Here is a 16,845-nt window from a genome sequence, read left to right as displayed (position 1 = left end):
ATTTTGCAATCTTCCACCTTAAACCTTCCACCGCTTGTGGCTCCAAAGGTACAAATCTGGTTGGTTTCGGATGTTCTCTTCCAGGATTTTACAAAACGCATCGGTGATGCTATGTGATGGCGAGTCATGGTAAGGAGGCATGGCAATGTTGTGGAATTCAAGGTAATAGTAGCCTCTTTTTACTTTGGTCACACTTCCGAAATAGACGGGGAGTGCCATTTTTTTTGCTAAAACTTCTGCGCCTTCAAAGAAAAGCGCGGGTCGGCCCATAAACTCCCGCCGGTATCTTTTCAGCGAAAGAGGCGGACGCTGGTCTGAGGCCAATTGAATGATCCTCGGTTGGCATTTCAGCGTTGCCATACTTTTTAGGAACTCCTTTTTCTCAGTCAAAACACCGTTAAACCGGGTTCTGATTTTAAGTAAAAGCTGATTGAAAAAGCGATTGTTAAGTTGCAGATAGACGGTTTCAGTGGTCACAGCGGATTGCTGCGCGATCGCCTGAATGGCCATTTCCCAATTGAAAAGATGGCCTGCAGTCATGATTGCGCTTTGGCCTGATTTCACGGTGCGCTCTGGGAGATGGTTGTCTATCAAAATAAAGCGCTTTTTCAATTCGGCATCGGAGATCGTTAGCAGCTTGATGGTTTCGGCGATCGAATCGCTGAAATTTCGATAGAATTGATTTCGGATTTTCTTACGCTCTTTTGCCGTTTTCTCTGGAAATGCGAATCGCAGATTTTCGTCAATTACCCCTTTGCGATAGCCAATAATGAAGCGGGCAACTAGATAAAGCCAGTCCGAAAACAAATACAGGATCGGCAGCGGGAAATGCGAAAATAGCCTAAAGAACACCATGGGTAGCGGATTTGCGTGGAAAATCCAGATCGGGTAGTCGGCCAGAAACCAATGGTGTCAAGTTGGGATAAGATAACAAGCTATAAATCTTCTCGGGTGGTTCTTTTCTTAAGAAAAATCAATCTCTTAAGTACTCATAAAAAAACAAGCTTTCAAGATTAAGTAGTTGAAAAATAGTAAAAATGAAAAATCATGGGTGGCATCCCAGGCTGTGGAAAGTCCAAAAAAACATGATTTACAGCTGCTACCGAGGTGGCGTGAACTGCCGCATCCTGCGCGAATTCGAGTTTATAATTTCCACCGCTTGTGGCTCCAAAGATACAAGTCGGGTTGGTTTCGGATGTTGTTTTCCAGTCTACGACAAAACTCATCTGTGACACTATGTGGCGCAGCATCATCGTACGGTGGGCTGGCCATCTTTTCGTATTCAAATCGGTAATGCCCTCGCTTCAGCTTCGTGATCGTTCCAAAGAAAACTGGCAGGCCCATCTTCTTTGCAAACATCTCTCCGCCTTCATAGAAGTTGGCTGGGCGATTGAGAAATTCCCGTTGATATTTATCCTTGCCGGTAGGCCGCTGGTCTGCCGCTAGGTGCAGGATTCTGGGACGGCTTCGGAGCGTAATCATGCTCTTGCGAAAATCCTTGACCTCGGTCATGACGCCACCAAAATGCGTCCGGATGCCGAACATGAGCTGGTTGAAAAACGGATTGTTCAGCTTGAGATAAACTGTCTCGGCCTCTACTTGTGTGTTCAGTGCGACACCAAGGATGGCCATTTCCCAGTTGAACACGTGGCCGGCCATCATGATGGCGGTTTTGCCCTGAAATACCTCTTGGTCAATCAACTCCTGATTGACCACGTGGAATCGCTGCCGGAGTTCTTCTTCCGAGATGGTCAGCATCTTGATCGTTTCAGCAAAGAAGGAATCTGTGAAGTTTCTGTAGAAGCTGTTTCGGATTTTTTTTCGTTCGGCGTCAGTCTTTTCCGGAAAGGCAAATTTCAGGTTTTGGTCGATCACTTTTTTGCGATAGCTGATCACAAACCGGGCAATCAGGTAGATAAAATCGGAAAACAGATACAACACCCAAAGCGGAAGCCTGGACAACAGCCTGAAAAAAAACATGAGCTCTGTGGAATTTTGTAGATGAATCCATGCTTATGCAAGGATCTAGACCACAAAATAAAGGAAATACACTGACTTTAAGTTCAGAGTTTAGGGATAAATTGGGGCAATGATTACTTTTGAAGCTTATGTCTGAAGTACAGCGCAGAAAATATTCTCAGGAAGAGAAAACGGCCATCTTCGATGGGGAGTTTATGCCGCACATAGATTCCATGTACAATTTTGCTTTTCGACTCACTTTTGACGAGGACGATGCCAAAGACCTCGTGCAGGACACCTACATGAAGGCTTTTCGGTTTATCAACTCTTTTGAGCAGGGCACGAATGCAAAAGCTTGGCTGTTCAGGATTCTGAAAAACAGCTTTATCAACGAATACCGAAAGAAAAGCAAGCAACCTGCGAAGGTAGATTACCAAGAGGTTGAAACTTTCTACAACTCGGATGATGTTGACTACCAAAGTACTACTGATCTCAGGGCCGAATCCGTCAAGGATATGCTCGGAGATGAGATCTCCAACGCGCTCAATGCACTGGCTGTGGACTTCCGCACGGTGATCATCTTGGCAGATCTGGAGGGCTTTACTTACGAGGAAATGGCAAAGATTCTAGATATTCCGATCGGCACCGTGAGGTCAAGGCTGCACCGCGCCAGGAATCTTTTGAAAGATCAATTGAAAGGATATGCCCAATCGATGGGTTACAACACTGATGAAGAAGAGGAGGATTAAAATGATTACTCATGGAAATTAACGATCAAGCATCTGGCGAGCGAAAGCTCGAATGCAGCGATGTGACCAAATGTTTTCAGCTGCTCGAAAGCATCCTTGACGGAGAGCTCGGTGACAGCGGCAAAGAAATTCTAAAGGATAAATTGGCCAAATGCCAACCTTGCTTTGAGCATTTTCACCTAGAGGAAGCGATTAGGGATGTGCTGAAGACCAAATGCACCAAACAACCGGTGCCTACGGAACTGGCTGACTCGATCCGCCAGATGATAAAAGAAGGCAAATGAATCAAGTCCAAGGAAAAGCGATTATTTTCTCCGCTCCCTCCGGCTCAGGGAAAACTTCTCTGGTCAAACACCTGATCCAACATGTACCCAACTTGGGATTTTCGATTTCGGCCTGCACCCGGGACAAAAGAGGAAGACATGAAGTACACGGACGGGATTACTACTTTTTAAGCATCGAAGAATTCAAAAACAACATTGACAAAGACGCCTTTGTCGAATGGGAAGAAGTCTATGAAGGCAACTTCTACGGCACGCTCAAGCAAGAAGTCCAGCGCATCTGGGACAGCGGCAAAGCGGTGATCTTCGATGTGGACGTCAAGGGAGGACTGGCTTTGAAGAAGTACTTCGGAGAAAACGGACTGGCGATCTTCGTCAAAGTGCCCTCGATGGAAGTGCTGGAGTCGCGACTCAATGATCGAGGTACGGAAACACCCGAGTCGCTCTCACGGAGGATCTACAAAGCTAAGTTTGAGATGACCTTTGAGCCGCAGTTTGACGTGAGCATCTTCAACGATGACTTCGAGCGCGCTTCCGCAGAAGCGGTCCGCTTGGTCTCTGAGTTTTTGGCAAAATAGCGATGAAAATCGGGCTGTACTTTGGGAGCTTCAATCCGATTCACGTTGGGCACTTAATCATCGCAAACACACTCTACGACCGGACGGACCTCGATGAGGTCTGGTTTGTGGTGAGTCCGCAAAATCCCTTCAAAAGGCAGCAATCAATGATTCACGAGTTTGATCGGTTGCGGATGGTAGAGCTGGCGATCGCCGATCATTACCACTTCCGAGCCAGTGACGTGGAGTTTCGTATGCCGAAGCCGAGCTACACCATCGACACGCTCACCTACCTCAGCGAGCAATATCCCCAGCATCAGTTTTGCCTTTTTTTGGGTTCGGACAATCTGACCCACTTTCACAAGTGGAAAAATCATCAGGCGATCCTGGACAACTATGAGATCTTTGTCTATCCGCGGCCAGGAGAGACCAAAGTCTTCGATCACCCTAAGATCAAAACCATCGATGCGCCGCTACTGGACATCTCGGCGACTTTTATCCGCAAGGCAATGCAGGATGGCCGCTCGGTCAAATACCTCCTGCCGGAACCAGTGGAGGAGTACGTTCGGGATAAGAAGCTGTATCAATAAAAAAGCCGGGCCGATACCGTTGGGGATTTTAGTAAGTTGTTAGGATGCACGTTTAGAAAGTCTTTCCAACCGTCAGCTTGAAGCCCCTGTTGTAGACCGATTCGGATATTTCACTGACATTGGCAAATCCGTGTTCATAGGTTGTTTGAATGTGCATCCCTGCGCCAACCTCAACCCCCAATCCGATCACACCGGCAAGGTCAAAACCTTTCCAAAGTTCTGATACATCGCTACCGTTTACTACAACTCTATTCCCGTTTTCCTCCAAAACAATAGCAGGTGATATCAAAAACGAGGGTTGAGCACCCGCAAGTAGATAAAACTTCTCTCCACTTTTAATTTTAAGCAGGAGGGGAAGATCAAGATAGCCGTTTCGTATGACTGAAGAGATCCCACCCTCGGAACCTTTGGCCCCTTTGTTGGAATACTGCAGTCCTGGCTCGAAACTCAGAGACTCTGAGATTGCAAAAGAAGCGTATCCGCCTATATGGAACCCGACTCGGAATTTTGCGCCAATACTGCCTTCCTCGCCTCCCAGAGTAGCGAAGTTGGGGCCGCCCCTGAGTCCGAATGTAATATCCTGTGCATACAGCGGTGAACATACCAAAAATACTAGAACAAAAAAGAGGGCCTTATTCATTATGAGATAGATTAGAAGATTAAAGATTTAGAATATTACAAAATAAACTAAATACATCAAACTAAATTCTATCTCAATTGTAAACGGAATTCTCTGAACCTAAAAGCCCTGAATTTACAGATTCAGGGCTTTTTTTGTATTAGTTTTTCTGTGCTACTGTCTTGGGTTTGGTTGAGATCTTTTGCCAGATCAGCTCGCCGACTTGCTTGCCCTGGACAGATCCCTGTGTGATGGCAGGCATGTAGTGAATCCCCCCGTAGAGTCTGCTGAGCGCAGCTTCCTGGGCCATCTGGGTAAATCCGTCAAACTCCCGGATCGGAAGGCCATAGGCCACCTCCGAGCTGTCCACAATGTGCAGTTCGTCTCCGAAAAGCTGCGCAAGCGTGAAGGCGGCAGCGGTGGAAGCTACACTATGTCCGCTGGTGTATTCGGGAAATGGTGGGGTCTGGAGAATCGGAACCCACTCCTCATCGATGTATTGATTGATGTAAGTCTCCGGTCGGATCAGCTTGGTGCGGTACTTTTCGTCCCAGCAGGAGATGAAGGCTTCATTGAGCGAAATCGCCGTGAGCGCATAGGCTTCGACGGTTCCCCTCCAGTCTCTTCCGGATGCTTTGCTTGCGATAGACGCAATGCTCATCCAGTGTCCGCCCGGCGTGATCTTCTTCTCCGCAAACATCACATGTCCCTTTACATTCATCTTGTAAGGATTGCAATCCCAAAACATTGCAGTAGCAAGTTGCGGATCGGTCATGTTGACCTTAGCATCATAGACTTCCTTGGCCATTTTGTAGAAATCAGAACTGGGTTCGGTCGAAAATGGAGGAGGGGGAAGCGCTTTGAATTGGGCGGCAGAATCCAGGACGAAGGTGCGGATTTTGCTCCAGTGAGGCTCCACAGCCTCCATGTAAGCTGGCGGAGTAGGTTGCCAGGTGTCAGCCTGGCTGATTACGGTGTACTTGGGGAAGGAACGGCTTTGATGGTAGTTGTCTTTTTTGGCATAGTCTTTCACCTTTTCGGCTACATCCTGCCCAAACTTGACCGAAGCCTCAAATACGTCCTCCGGGATTCCTTTTTCCATCAGCTCCGCAAAGACCTTGTCCCGCTGGGTGTGCATCATTTCTTCAGAGAAGATCAACGCTGTCCCCATGTGATAGTAGGCCGCCAAAGCCGCAAGCGGAGGATAGACGTTTGCGGGAATAGTCAGGTTGAGAGGCTCGGAGCCATTCAGTTGGCCCAGCAACGGGGTGTAATTTGCCGGATCGCTTGCAGCGGCCACTTCGTAAGCAGCCATCGAAGCATAGGAATAAATTCTCGTAGCCACAGGCGGGGAGAAGATGTCATGAATGATGACTTCGGTAATCCGGTTTTGGGCTTGATGAAAATAGTGGCCATCGGTGATGGCTTCGGAGTAATCTGTCGGTTTTTGACATGCAGCGAAAGCACTGATCAAAACCAGAATCAACAAGGTTATTTTAAACGTACGCATACAGGGTTTTTTCAATTTTAAGTTGACGATAGATTTTCCCGTGACGGGCGATTGGGTTCGATCAACTTACATGAGGTTCCAAAGCTAATTATATGGGTTTCAATCCCAAATGATTTAAGGGAAGATTTTACCGGATCCAGATCAAAGGGCCATTGTTTTGAGCAGCCACGACACTCACTCCGGCACCTGATCGGAAAAGCTTAAGGCTCCGGATTTCGGATTTTTGAGTCGAAGGGCTTTTTGTCGTTTGCTGCCAAGAATTCTGACTCCACTGATAGCTAACAATTCCAAGATTCATGGACCTGCCGAGATCGACCCTCAAGTCGCTCGAATTGCCTCCGAGGTATACCGTGCCGGTAGCTTCATCCAGCGCGATCGCGAAGATGGGGCTCCATTGCGCTTCGGCAGGGAAGGGCATAAACTCAAAGCTCCCGTCGTCCTTTTGAAAATAGACTCCGGAGCGAAATTCATAAGCGGGGAGTTTCCTCGCTTTTTCAATCTCTTCGGTGGAGAAAAGGTCTTCCGGCTTGCTGATCTGCGCATACTCCGCATAGGAATTATGCTTTCGCTTGATTCCCGGGATCTGTCGGATCAAGTCGTCTCTGGTTCCGAATGGCACCAGTTTTTGCTCCAGGTAGTGGAAGATCAACGGATCTGCCTGGCCGTTTCCGTCAAAGTCGTGATGATACAGCCAAACCGGTTTTTTCCGCGACGCTTTGAGCTTGCTGTTCAAGCCAAGGTTTCCAGTCAGAATATCCATCTTCCCGTCCCCGTTTAGATCAGCCAGCTCTATGGCGTTGATCCATCCTGCGGAAAATTCCAGGCCTTTTGGCCGTATTTCCATCAGCTTTTTTTCTGAAGAAAGTCCGAAAACCCGGACGCTTTGCCAATCTCCGCTCAGGATCAATTCGGCTTTTCCGTCGCCGTTTAGGTCAGCCCATTTTGCAGTGTTGACCATGCCCAAGCCTGGCTGGGATCCGAACCAAAGGTCAGTTTCATCCTGGAACTGACCTTTACCATTGTTGATCAGCAAGCTGCTTTTTGGGCTGGCGCCATAGTCGCCCGAGGTCACAGCGCTCCCGACAAAAAGATCCAGATCCCCATCACCGTCCACGTCATGAATGGCTACTGAGGAGGTGTTTTCTCCGATCGGGGGCAGTGCCCTCATAGAAAAAGTAAAATGACCGCTGCCGTCTCCCAAGAAGATTCGATCAAAGTTGTAAAGCTCGCCAGATAGGTGCTCATTCCCCCCGCTGCCGACGAAAAGGTCCAATTTGCCGTCACCATTAAGATCTGCGAACTCAGCAACCACATCCTCTGCCTTGGCCAATTGATCAAACATCGGGTTGGGGACTGATTCAAATTGGCCGTTTTCTTTTTGTAGAAAAAAAGCGCCTGGCTGATCCATGGCACCCCCGACATAAAAGTCGTCCAGGCCGTCTCCATTTACATCTGCAACCGCCAACGCCGGTCCCATCCTGGAGAAGCTTTTGGGAGCGAGATATTCCCGCTTGACAAAGTCCACGATATCCTTTTCCCGATGCGTCCAGTCGATAGGAAATGGTTTTGTCTCGTCTGCTGCCGGAGCAGCCGATAGGGAATATGTTTTTCCCTGACCTTGGGACAGGTTTAGACTTTGATCGGAGGCAGTCTTGGGAAAAAGTTCCGAATGTCCGTCCGGCCAATTGACCAAAATAGAATCGACTGAATTTGTTTTTCCCAAACCGAAAACCAAAGTCGTGGAGGGGCCGGATTGGAATCCCCGGCTTGTGCTCACGCGCTGTGTCCACTTTTGCTCCCCGGAAAAAAGAACGGCCTGCGCGCCGATGGCAAGCGGGTTTTTTCCCAAAGCACTCAAGTTAATCCGCAGGAAATGATTCCCCGATTTGTCGGCATGATTTTGATAGATAAATGCCTCCTGATTGAGATTGTTGATGACCAGATCCAGATCTCCGTCGTTGTCCAGATCGGCGTACGCTGAGCCGGAGGAATAGCTTTCTTGATCCAGTCCGAGGGAGGAGGATTCGTTTTTGAAGCTGAGGTCTCCTTGATTTTTCCAAGCGAAATTGGACAGCTTCATACTGGGAAGCATCTCGATCTGTTTTTTTTGCAGCTCTTCGGACGAAATCCCAGACCCCGGTTTCTGACTGTACTGAATAAAGTCAAGATCATTAGGCCGCTTGACAATCCCGTTCGTCACATGGATGTCGGGCAACCCGTCATTGTCCATGTCAAAGATCAGTGGCGACCAGCTCCAGTCTGATGCCGCGATCCCGGAATAAAGCGCAATCTCCGCGAAGCCATTTTTGCCCTGATTCAGGAGCAGGTGATTTCTCACATACTGGTCCTGGTAGCCGAATTGCTGCTTGATTTGGTAAACCTCCGCCTTGTCCTCGCCGACGGATTTCATCCATATCTCGGGATCTTCGGGTAGCATATCCGTGGTGAAAATCTCCGGCAGCCCATCCCCATTCAGATCAGCTGCGTCATTTCCCATGCTGTATCGACTCGTGGAGGGGACCAGTTCATTCAAAACTTCCCGGAAAGTACCGTCTTGCTGATTGAGGTAGAGGTAATCATTTTCTGTGAAATCATTGGAAATGTAAAGATCCAGCCAGCCGTCACTGTTGAAATCTTCCGCACTCACACCCAAGCCAAAGCCTAGGATGCTGGAATAGATCCCGGAAGCGTCCGTGACATCGACGAATCTATCAGTCCCCTCTGCAGCGAGGTTTTTAAACAGCCTATCTCCAATAGGACTGGATCTGGTTCGTGCATCCGATTTCACAAAAACTTCCGGAGACTTGACGTTGTGATTGAGCAGGTAGAGATCCAGATCGCCGTCTCGGTCGTAGTCGAAAAAGACCGAATGTGTGCCGAATCCTCTGAAGTCAATTCCGAATTCAGCAGCAGCCTCCCGGAATTTTCCATCACCCAGATTCATGTAGAGCTTATTGTGTCCATCGATCCCCGGTAACTCCGAAACTTGGGAGACGTAGATATCCAGCCGGCCATCTCCGTCCACATCGGCCATGGTTACCCCGGTGGACCAGCCTCCGTCGCCGTCCACACCAGCCGATTCGGTGATGTCTTCGAAGCGGAAATTTCCTTTGTTCAGATAGAGTTTGTTGGAGACTTGATTGCCGGTAAAATAGAGATCTACCAAGCCGTCACCGTCGATGTCGCCCGCCGCTACACCACCGCCGTTGTAGAAGTAGAGGTACTCCAGGATGTTGATCTCTGCAGTGGAGGTGAGTTCGTTTTTGAAGCTGAGTCCAGTTTGGTCTGAAGGAAGCAGGGAAAAGAGCAGCGGTTCAGTTGCCGGTTCTTTTCCGCAGGACAAAAGAATCAATCCCGCGACGAAAATCCAGCTGTATTTAGAGGCTGATCCCTTCATCAGTAAGTCCAGATCTCAGCCGCCGCGCTGTTCTTTACCACCAAAATCCGATCTTTTCCCAAAAGCGAAAAAGCTCGGATGTCGCCTTCCAGCTTCAGGCCATTTTCCCGATTTGGGATGTACCGGAAAGTGCCGTCGCCATTTCCAAGTAAAACCTCTCCATAGCTCGCGTCCAGCTTTCCGATCTCCGGCTTTATCTGCGCGAGATTCCCCCCAAGGACCAGATCCTGATTTCCGTCTTCGTTGAGGTCCAGTACTTGAATCGCAAAGATCCAGGACCTTTGGGCCATTCTCGGGAAAGGTTTCCATTCAAAATTCCCATTGCCCTTGTTCAGCAGGATTCCTGATTCCAGGTTGTTTACTTCCTGAATGATTGACTTATCAATGACGTCCTGTGGAAAGATGTCTCCTAGGGACTTGTTATTGTAGTCAGTGTACCGGATGAATTTTTTCTTGATGCCGGGGACTTGCCTCTCCAGCTCATGCTTGAGGGTGTAGGGTACCTGTACTTCCCCGAGTTTTTGTGAGTAGATCTGCTCGATGGAGCCGTTTTGGTCAAAGTCATTCAGGAACATGCTGACAGGAGAGTTAGCCGACGCTTTAAATCGGGTGTTGAGTCCATGGTTTCCCAGAGCCAGATCTGGAAGGCCATTCCCGTCAAAATCTCCTACTTCTATTGTCCGGTACCAACCTTTTAATCCGGAGAGTTCGGGCATTTCGACTTTTTCCAATTTGCCTCCAGTGTTTCTAAAAAAAGTCGGGGCCATCCACTCTCCCACTACCACCAAGTCATCTTTTTCGTCGCCATTCCAATCGACGACCTGTGAGGCCGTGACCATTCCAAGATCTTTCAAAGCAGGAGCAAGGACAGCCGATTGCTCCGTGAAATGCCCCTTACCGTCGTTGACCCAAAGTTGGCTGCTCGCCGGAGCTCCGTAGGTGAATGGGATTAGCCTGCCACCTACAAAGAGATCCATTGCGCCGTCTTCGTTGATATCGATCAGACTCACCGTGCTGCTGCTGCCAAAAACGGTAGAAAGACCTGCCTGGGAGTTTTTGGTGAAATTGCCTGTTCCGTCGTTCAGGTACAGCCGATCCGCCAAGTCAGACGAGCCAAAACCTGACTCATTTCCTCCTGAAGTGACAAAAAGATCCAAATCTCCATCCCCGTCCGCATCGAAAAACAAGGCATCGGTATCTTCTGAAAGGACATCATCCAAGAAGGCAGGCTGGCGAGTTTCCCGGAATTTTCCGGAAGGATCCGCCAGATAGAGTTTTCCGGGAAAAGTCTTGGCTCCGCCAAAAAAGAAGTCATCCAATCCGTCGCCGTTGACATCTGCTTTTGCAAATGCAGGCCCTTCGGTGGAAAACATGAAATAGGTCAGGCGATCCCGGTCAAAGTCCACGAAGGAATTTTCCAAGTGGGTAAATTCAATCTCGGGATTCTCTACCTTTTTAAATTGAGCTTCCATCGGTTTTTCAAAGAACGACCTTCCTTCAGCCAGGTCGGTTGCGTCCTCCCATTTCAAAGTCAACAACTGGTCGACGGGCTGGTCTTTTAGTTCAGTAAACTTGCCATCAGGCCAAAGCACTTCAATGGATTCCAAATGAGAGATCTCGCCAATCCCCAGCGTGATCTTTGGATCGACAGAAGACTGAAATCCGCGGTTGGACATCTGCTCGGCATAGAAGATTTTCTCTCCCGATTTAGCCCGGATTTGAGTGCCGATGGCTTGTGTGTTTTTTCCTTTCCCCACCAGCCGGATCTGGAGAGAATGATTTTCGGGGTGCTGAGATTTTCCTTGGTTTTTGAATATCTGGGCAGGTTTATTCACGTTGCTTACTACCAGATCCAGGGTACCGTCATTGTCCAAATCTCCATAGGCAGCGCCGTTGGAGTGATTAGGTTCTCCCAAACCCCACGCATCAGCCATGTTTTCGAATTTCAGTTCGCCTAGATTTCTGAATGCATAATTGGGGACCGGATTGACTGGGATCGGATCAATCAGCGCCCTGTAGTCGACGCCATCCTGGGAGATGATCTTGATCTTCGTCTCTTCGTCATCGATGAAATTGAGGTAGTCCAGATCCGTGATGTCCTGGTAGATGCCATTCGCCACGAACAGGTCCCGCATCCCGTCGTTGTCCATGTCGAAGATCAGCGCGCCCCAGCTCCAGTCGGTGGCTTCCATATTTGCTAGCCTACCCATCTCGCTGAAAGTGCCATCTCCATTGTTTACATGCAGCATGTTGCGGGAAAACTGGTAGTGGTAGTTATGCGTCTTGTTAAACTGGAATTTGTCCCAGTTTTCGAAGGTAGTCACCTGCTTCAGACGGGTGAGTGATTCGGGTAGCATATCCGTGACGAAGATGTCCAAAAGGCCGTCCCCGTTGATGTCCGCAATATCGGCTCCCATGGAAGCAGCGCTGATGGAGCGCATCGAGCTCTCAAGCGATTCCGTGAACGTCCCGTCCTGATTGTTGATGTAGAGGTAGTCTTTCTCGAAAAAGTCGTTGGAAATAAAGATGTCAGGCCAAGTGTCCTGATTCACATCGCCGATAGTGATGCCTAGGCCAAATCCAATGATCGATCCGTAGATTCCGGCTTCTTCGCTGACGTCGGTGAATTTGTCATTGTCATTTCTGAAGAGTTTGTCGCCGCCGACTGAGTCTCTTTTGATCCGTTCGTTCTGCATCTTGTTGAAGGATCCGATGGCCTGATAGGAATTGTTGAGGAGGTAGACGTCCAGATCCCCGTCTTTGTCATAATCAAAGAATACCGCATGGGTAGAGAAACCGTGATCAGCAAGACCGAAAGCCTCCGCTTGCTCCAAAAAAGTTCCGTCACCCTGATTGATGAAGAGTTCGTTTTGTTTGTTGTCGCCAGCGACGTCGCCGGAGTTACACACATAGATGTCCAGCCAGCCGTCTCCGTTGACATCGGCCATGGCCACTCCAGTACTCCAGGCGCGGGTTCCGGCCACGCCGGCCTTTTCGGTGACATCCTCAAACTTGAAGTCACCTTTGTTCAAGTAAAGCTTGTTTGGACCCAGGTTCGCTGTGAAATACAAATCGGCGAGCCCGTCATTATTGATGTCTCCGATCCCCGCCCCGCCGCCATTATAGAAATTACGGTAGGTGAAGACGTTGAATTCCTCATCGAAATTGAGGTCATTTCTAAAATCAACTCCAGAGGTTTCCGGGGAGATTTCCTGAAAAAGAGAGGGTTGTTTTTCTACTTCTTTTTGACAGGAAGAGATGAAAATCAAAAAAAGAAGGCTGGGGAATAATGCTCTCATGAATTGGTATTTCCTTTCAATTTTTTCTCTACGGGAAGATCGGAAATCTCCGCTCTAACCGCTGAGATGTGCTTTTTGAATATCCTTATCCTACGGTTTCCGTCCATCTTTACATATACGATCTGAGACTTGTCCTTGCTGGTGATCTCGATAAATCCTGGGCCGTACCATTCTTCAAACAGCTTTACCACATCTTCCCGCAGTTTTTCGGCCTTCAGTTCCTCGTTCCAGGGAGCCCAGCCGTCGTAGGTGAATTCGATGGGCATTAGATAGATTTTATCCTGCTCAAATTTTGGGTAAAAGCGCATCTTTGCCGGATTTCCCGATGGCATCTCAGCTTGATATTCCACGGAGAGTTCTGAAGGTCCGTTGGTAAGTTTTCCCTCTTGGTTGAGTTTCCAGCAAGTCTCAAAGAAGTCCCGCCTTTCCATCCCCAGTTCCAGGCCCAAGAACAAGTCCTTCACTTCTTTCCCAGAAGCCAGTTCTTTTTCCTCAAGCTTCTCGTAGGGCGTCTTGCAAGAGAAAAGTAGCAGGGAAAATGCCAATATATTAACGGATTTCAAAAACCAGCGGGATTTCATTGTTTCGGAGTACTAGTAAATTTGGTTTGTTTTCAATGTTGATTTGGAGCATATGGCGGATTTCTCCCGAGACAAATAAGCCACTTTGCTCGGGAAGCAACGCCTGCCATTGATTTTTTTCCAGAGGCTTCAGTACCCAGCCGTAGCTTCCCATTTGACTCCCAAGCTCCGGCTTGATGCCGCTCTGGTTTCCCCCAAAAACCAAATAGGGAAGTTGTTCACCGGTATGGACGGCAGTGATCGAATGGACGGGAGCCGATTGGATTTCGACCGGTAAAGCTGTCGGTTTGAACCCCCCTTCTCCGGAATTTATCCAAAGGGTGGTTTCCAGAATCTGTGTACGTAAAGTTAGAGAATTAGCCCAAACCGATTGGGGAAAAAGCTCTTCCAAGGCTTTATTTTGATAGGATTCGTAGGTCAGCAGCTGTTTGCGAAGCGAAGGAATCTGGCGGAGAAGGGCTGTTTTGAGAACCCAAGGAACCGTTCGCTGCGCTTCATGTTGCGCTAATATTTGATCCAGCGATCCGTTTTGGTCAAAGTCATTGACGATCATTTGGAGCTGGGAAGCCGGAGAAGTGTGAAGGCGAGAATTTAGCCCGTGATTTCCGGCGATGATGTCCGGCTTGCCGTCTCCGTTGACATCCTCCACAAGCAGGCTATTCCACAGTCCTTCGGTGTTTTCAAAGCCAAATTCCGCGCTGGATTCTTGCAGTTTTCCCGCTGTAAACGTGTAGACCTTGATTGGCATCCATTCCCCGGCGATTACCAGCTCGGTATTTCCGTCGCCGTTCAAATCTGCCAAAGCTCCAGCTGTCAACATTCCGATCCGAGAAAGGGACGGATTGAGGCTTTCGCTGATTTCGGTAAAATTTCCCTTGCCGTCATTTTCCCAAATCTGAAGTCCAGTCGGGATGCCGTATGAAAACGGGATGGCGCGGCTTCCCACGACCAAATCCTCGTCCTCGTCTCCGTCCAAGTCCCCAGAGAGGATAAAGGCAGTAGGGCTTGAGGTGAAGCTTTGGGAAGATTTTTTAAGATTTCCCCGGCCGTCGTTTACATAAAGGCGATCCGAATACACAGGCGAAAAATCGCCAAATTCAATCCCTCCGCTTCCGACCAGGAGATCGACATGTCTGTCGCCATTCGCGTCAAAAAAATGGGCGGTCACATCTTCTGCCAGAGCATCTCGGGAAAATACTTCTAGCTGACTGGATATAAACTCTCCGGAAGAAGCCTGCAGCAAAAGCGAGGAGGGATACCCTTTGGCCCCCGGAATAAAAATATCCTCCAAGCCGTCGCCGTTGACGTCGGCTTTCGCAGCCTTGGGGCCTTCCTTGCTGATCATCCAAAAGCGCAATCGATCGCGGTCAAAGTCTATGAACTCGCTTTCCAAGTGACGGAAGGGGATTTTAGACTCTTTTGAGTGGAAAATTTTCAAGTTGCTTTGGGATGTGACTGTTGCTTTAATGCCAGTTTGAGGCGAGAGCTTAAGAAACTGGTTGCTCGCTACCTCAGTCATCAGACTTGCACTGCCGTCAGGCCAGACGACCCGGAGAGAATCGAGCTGTTCGATTTGCCCCAAACCTAAATGTATCCTGGGATCCACCGAAGACATATAACCTTTGACGGGCTGATATTCCTGATAGAATTGTTTGCCCTCTGAAAACGCGGTGACTTTCGCGCCAAAAGCATTCCCCAGATCCAGATTCAGATATCTTCCTTTCTGGGTTTCTGAACTTGTATTTTGAAAGATAAAAGCCCTTTCATTCAGATTGTTGACGACCAAGTCGAGATCTCCGTCATTGTCCAAATCCCCGTAGGCAGATCCTGTGCTGAAAGTAGCTTGGGACATGCCCATGCTTTCAGCTTGGTTTTCGAACTGCCAATTCCCGTTGTTTTTGAAAAGGAAATTCACCTGCGGAATCGATGGAAAAGCATCAATCATCTTGGTCAATAACACCGAATCCTCCCGGTAGCCCTTTACTTTTTCCTGATTGTTCACATAGAAGTCAACATAGTCGAAATCCGTCAGGTCCTTCACGATTCCGTTTGCGACAAATATGTCCTTCAGGCCATCATTGTCTGCATCGAAGATCAAGGCTCCCCAGCTCCAATCAGTAGCTTCCACACCAGCCATTCGACTGACCTCGATAAAAGCAGGTATTTGGGTGCCCGGTCGGAACCCAAGATTTCGTTGTAGGGTATTTCTGGTGAACTGATGATGGTATCCAGCCTTTGCGCTAGCCTCATGCTTGTCCCAATCCTCAAACGGTGTTTTAGTTTTTACTCTGGAAAGCTCACTCGGAAGCATCTCCGTCACGAAGATATCCGGGCGGGAGTCATTGTCTAAGTCGGCAATATCGGCACCCATACTGCCCAAACTGATTTCGGGAAGCAAGGCGGGGAGATTTTCTGTGAACGTTCCATCCTGATTGAGGTAGAGGTAATCCCGTTCAAAGAAGTCATTGGAAACATACAAGTCCGGCCAATGATCTCCATTCAGATCGGCAACAGTGACGCCGAGGCCGTATCCTATGGAACTTCCATAGATTCCTGCTGCTTCGGAAACATCCGTGAATTTCCCGTCGTCATTTCTAAACAGTTTGTTTCCCCCATCAGGATCCCGGACCTCCCGCTGTCCATCCCGAAGGTCGTAGATGCCCACAGAGCGACCCGAATTACTCAAAAGATACATGTCCAAGTCCCCGTCTTTATCCAAGTCAAAGAATACCGCATGTTGACTGAGTCCAACTTCGTCGAGTGCGAAGGCTTTGGATTCTTCAGAAAAAGTCAAATCTCCATTATTTATAAAGAGCTCATTATGTCGCCGGTCACCCCCCGGAGGACCTGACTTGCAGACATAGATATCCAGCAATCCGTCGCCATCGACATCAGCCATGCTTGCTCCGGTGGACCAGTAGCCTGTTGAGATTAATCCGGCTTGGTCGGTAACGTCTTTGAATTTTAGATTCCCCTCATTTAGATAAAGCCGGTTTGAGGTTTGATTTCCGGTGAGAAAAATATCGATAAGACCGTCATTGTTGATGTCACCCAGAGCGACCCCGGCTCCGTTGTAAAAATTGCGGAAAGTATAGGGGTTGATCTTTTCCGTGTAGGCGAGGTCGTTTCTAAAATCAATCCCGGTTTCCTCGCTTGTCAATAGTTGAAACAAGCCATGGTTGTTGGTTTTTTCTTTGGTACAAGAAACCAGAAAAAGTAGAAAAGCCGCAAGTGGTATTTTTGGGAACATGTAAGCTTATGAAAAAAGGAAGTGCACCAAGATGCACTTCCTTTTCAATGTAA

The 16,845-nt window shown here is 48.5% G+C and carries 12 protein-coding genes; 4 read left to right on the top strand and 8 right to left on the bottom strand.

The genetic code is table 11. The annotated features are described in order from the left end of the window. Positions 1–18: 18 nt before the first annotated feature. Positions 19–855, bottom strand: a complete 837-nt coding sequence (locus G459_RS0102885; protein ID WP_026966290.1) for a lysophospholipid acyltransferase family protein — start codon at positions 853–855, stop codon at positions 19–21. 288 nt (positions 856–1,143) lie between these two features. Then, entirely contained in the window at positions 1,144–1,980 is an 837-nt protein-coding gene (locus tag G459_RS0102880) for a lysophospholipid acyltransferase family protein (RefSeq protein ID WP_026966289.1), read from the bottom strand. A gap of 128 nt (positions 1,981–2,108) precedes the next feature. Here G459_RS0102880 and G459_RS0102875 point away from each other — a divergent pair, with 128 nt between their 5' ends. From G459_RS0102875 to nadD, 4 genes are read left to right on the top strand one after another with little or no spacing between them, the layout of a single operon-like run. Then, positions 2,109–2,708 (top strand): sigma-70 family RNA polymerase sigma factor, encoded by a 600-nt coding sequence (locus G459_RS0102875; protein ID WP_026966288.1) that lies wholly within the window; start codon positions 2,109–2,111, stop codon positions 2,706–2,708. Between the two features lie 11 nt (positions 2,709–2,719). After that, positions 2,720–2,992: a mycothiol system anti-sigma-R factor gene (locus G459_RS0102870; RefSeq protein ID WP_026966287.1), complete on the top strand. Its 273-nt coding sequence runs from the start codon at positions 2,720–2,722 to the stop codon at positions 2,990–2,992. Continuing rightward, a complete protein-coding gene (gene gmk, locus G459_RS0102865) occupies positions 2,989–3,567 on the top strand; it encodes a guanylate kinase (protein ID WP_026966286.1) in 579 nt (192 codons plus the stop codon). The genes G459_RS0102870 and gmk overlap by 4 nt, the downstream gene beginning before the upstream one ends. Before the next feature lie 2 nt (positions 3,568–3,569). Further along, positions 3,570–4,136 carry a nicotinate (nicotinamide) nucleotide adenylyltransferase gene (nadD, locus tag G459_RS0102860; RefSeq protein ID WP_026966285.1) on the top strand — a complete coding sequence of 189 codons (567 nt, stop codon included), beginning with the start codon at positions 3,570–3,572 and terminating at the stop codon, positions 4,134–4,136. A 52-nt stretch (positions 4,137–4,188) separates the two neighbouring features. On the opposite strand, the gene G459_RS0102855 is transcribed toward nadD, so the two are convergent. From G459_RS0102855 to G459_RS0102830, 6 genes are all read right to left on the bottom strand, one after another. Beyond that, the gene (locus tag G459_RS0102855; RefSeq protein WP_035455049.1) at positions 4,189–4,776 is read right to left on the bottom strand and encodes a porin family protein; all 588 of its coding nucleotides are present in this window, start codon (positions 4,774–4,776) and stop codon (positions 4,189–4,191) included. A gap of 139 nt (positions 4,777–4,915) precedes the next feature. Continuing rightward, entirely contained in the window at positions 4,916–6,265 is a 1,350-nt protein-coding gene (locus G459_RS26675; protein WP_035455046.1) for a vanadium-dependent haloperoxidase, read from the bottom strand. A gap of 127 nt (positions 6,266–6,392) precedes the next feature. Beyond that, positions 6,393–9,662: a VCBS repeat-containing protein gene (locus tag G459_RS0102845; protein WP_026966283.1), complete on the bottom strand. Its 3,270-nt coding sequence runs from the start codon at positions 9,660–9,662 to the stop codon at positions 6,393–6,395. Then, positions 9,662–12,961 (bottom strand): VCBS repeat-containing protein, encoded by a 3,300-nt coding sequence (locus G459_RS0102840; protein ID WP_026966282.1) that lies wholly within the window; start codon positions 12,959–12,961, stop codon positions 9,662–9,664. Before G459_RS0102840 ends, G459_RS0102845 begins: the two co-directional genes overlap by 1 nt. Next, positions 12,958–13,524 (bottom strand): hypothetical protein, encoded by a 567-nt coding sequence (locus tag G459_RS0102835; RefSeq protein WP_245588116.1) that lies wholly within the window; start codon positions 13,522–13,524, stop codon positions 12,958–12,960. Before G459_RS0102835 ends, G459_RS0102840 begins: the two co-directional genes overlap by 4 nt. Continuing rightward, positions 13,511–16,792, bottom strand: a complete 3,282-nt coding sequence (locus G459_RS0102830; RefSeq protein ID WP_026966280.1) for a VCBS repeat-containing protein — start codon at positions 16,790–16,792, stop codon at positions 13,511–13,513. The genes G459_RS0102835 and G459_RS0102830 overlap by 14 nt, the downstream gene beginning before the upstream one ends. Positions 16,793–16,845: the final 53 nt, after the last annotated feature.

It is taken from the genome of Algoriphagus terrigena DSM 22685 (assembly GCF_000429445.1).
GTDB lineage: Bacteria > Bacteroidota > Bacteroidia > Cytophagales > Cyclobacteriaceae > Algoriphagus > Algoriphagus terrigena.
The sequence above is the reverse complement of the archived record's forward strand: the minus strand, read 5'-3'. Positions and strand labels throughout refer to the sequence as shown.

Excerpts from the sequence above, each read along its gene's own strand:
- G459_RS0102855 (WP_035455049.1), bottom strand. The coding sequence starts at position 4,776 with ATGAATAAGGCCCTCTTTTTTGTTCTAGTATTTTTGGTATGTTCACCG.
- nadD (WP_026966285.1), top strand. The coding sequence starts at position 3,570 with ATGAAAATCGGGCTGTACTTTGGGAGCTTCAATCCGATTCACGTTGGG.
- G459_RS0102885 (WP_026966290.1), bottom strand. The coding sequence starts at position 855 with ATGGTGTTCTTTAGGCTATTTTCGCATTTCCCGCTGCCGATCCTGTAT.
- G459_RS26675 (WP_035455046.1), bottom strand. The coding sequence starts at position 6,265 with ATGCGTACGTTTAAAATAACCTTGTTGATTCTGGTTTTGATCAGTGCT.
- G459_RS0102830 (WP_026966280.1), bottom strand. The coding sequence starts at position 16,792 with ATGTTCCCAAAAATACCACTTGCGGCTTTTCTACTTTTTCTGGTTTCT.
- G459_RS0102875 (WP_026966288.1), top strand. The coding sequence starts at position 2,109 with ATGTCTGAAGTACAGCGCAGAAAATATTCTCAGGAAGAGAAAACGGCC.
- gmk (WP_026966286.1), top strand. The coding sequence starts at position 2,989 with ATGAATCAAGTCCAAGGAAAAGCGATTATTTTCTCCGCTCCCTCCGGC.
- G459_RS0102880 (WP_026966289.1), bottom strand. The coding sequence starts at position 1,980 with ATGTTTTTTTTCAGGCTGTTGTCCAGGCTTCCGCTTTGGGTGTTGTAT.
- G459_RS0102840 (WP_026966282.1), bottom strand. The coding sequence starts at position 12,961 with ATGAGAGCATTATTCCCCAGCCTTCTTTTTTTGATTTTCATCTCTTCC.
- G459_RS0102845 (WP_026966283.1), bottom strand. The coding sequence starts at position 9,662 with ATGAAGGGATCAGCCTCTAAATACAGCTGGATTTTCGTCGCGGGATTG.
- G459_RS0102870 (WP_026966287.1), top strand. The coding sequence starts at position 2,720 with ATGGAAATTAACGATCAAGCATCTGGCGAGCGAAAGCTCGAATGCAGC.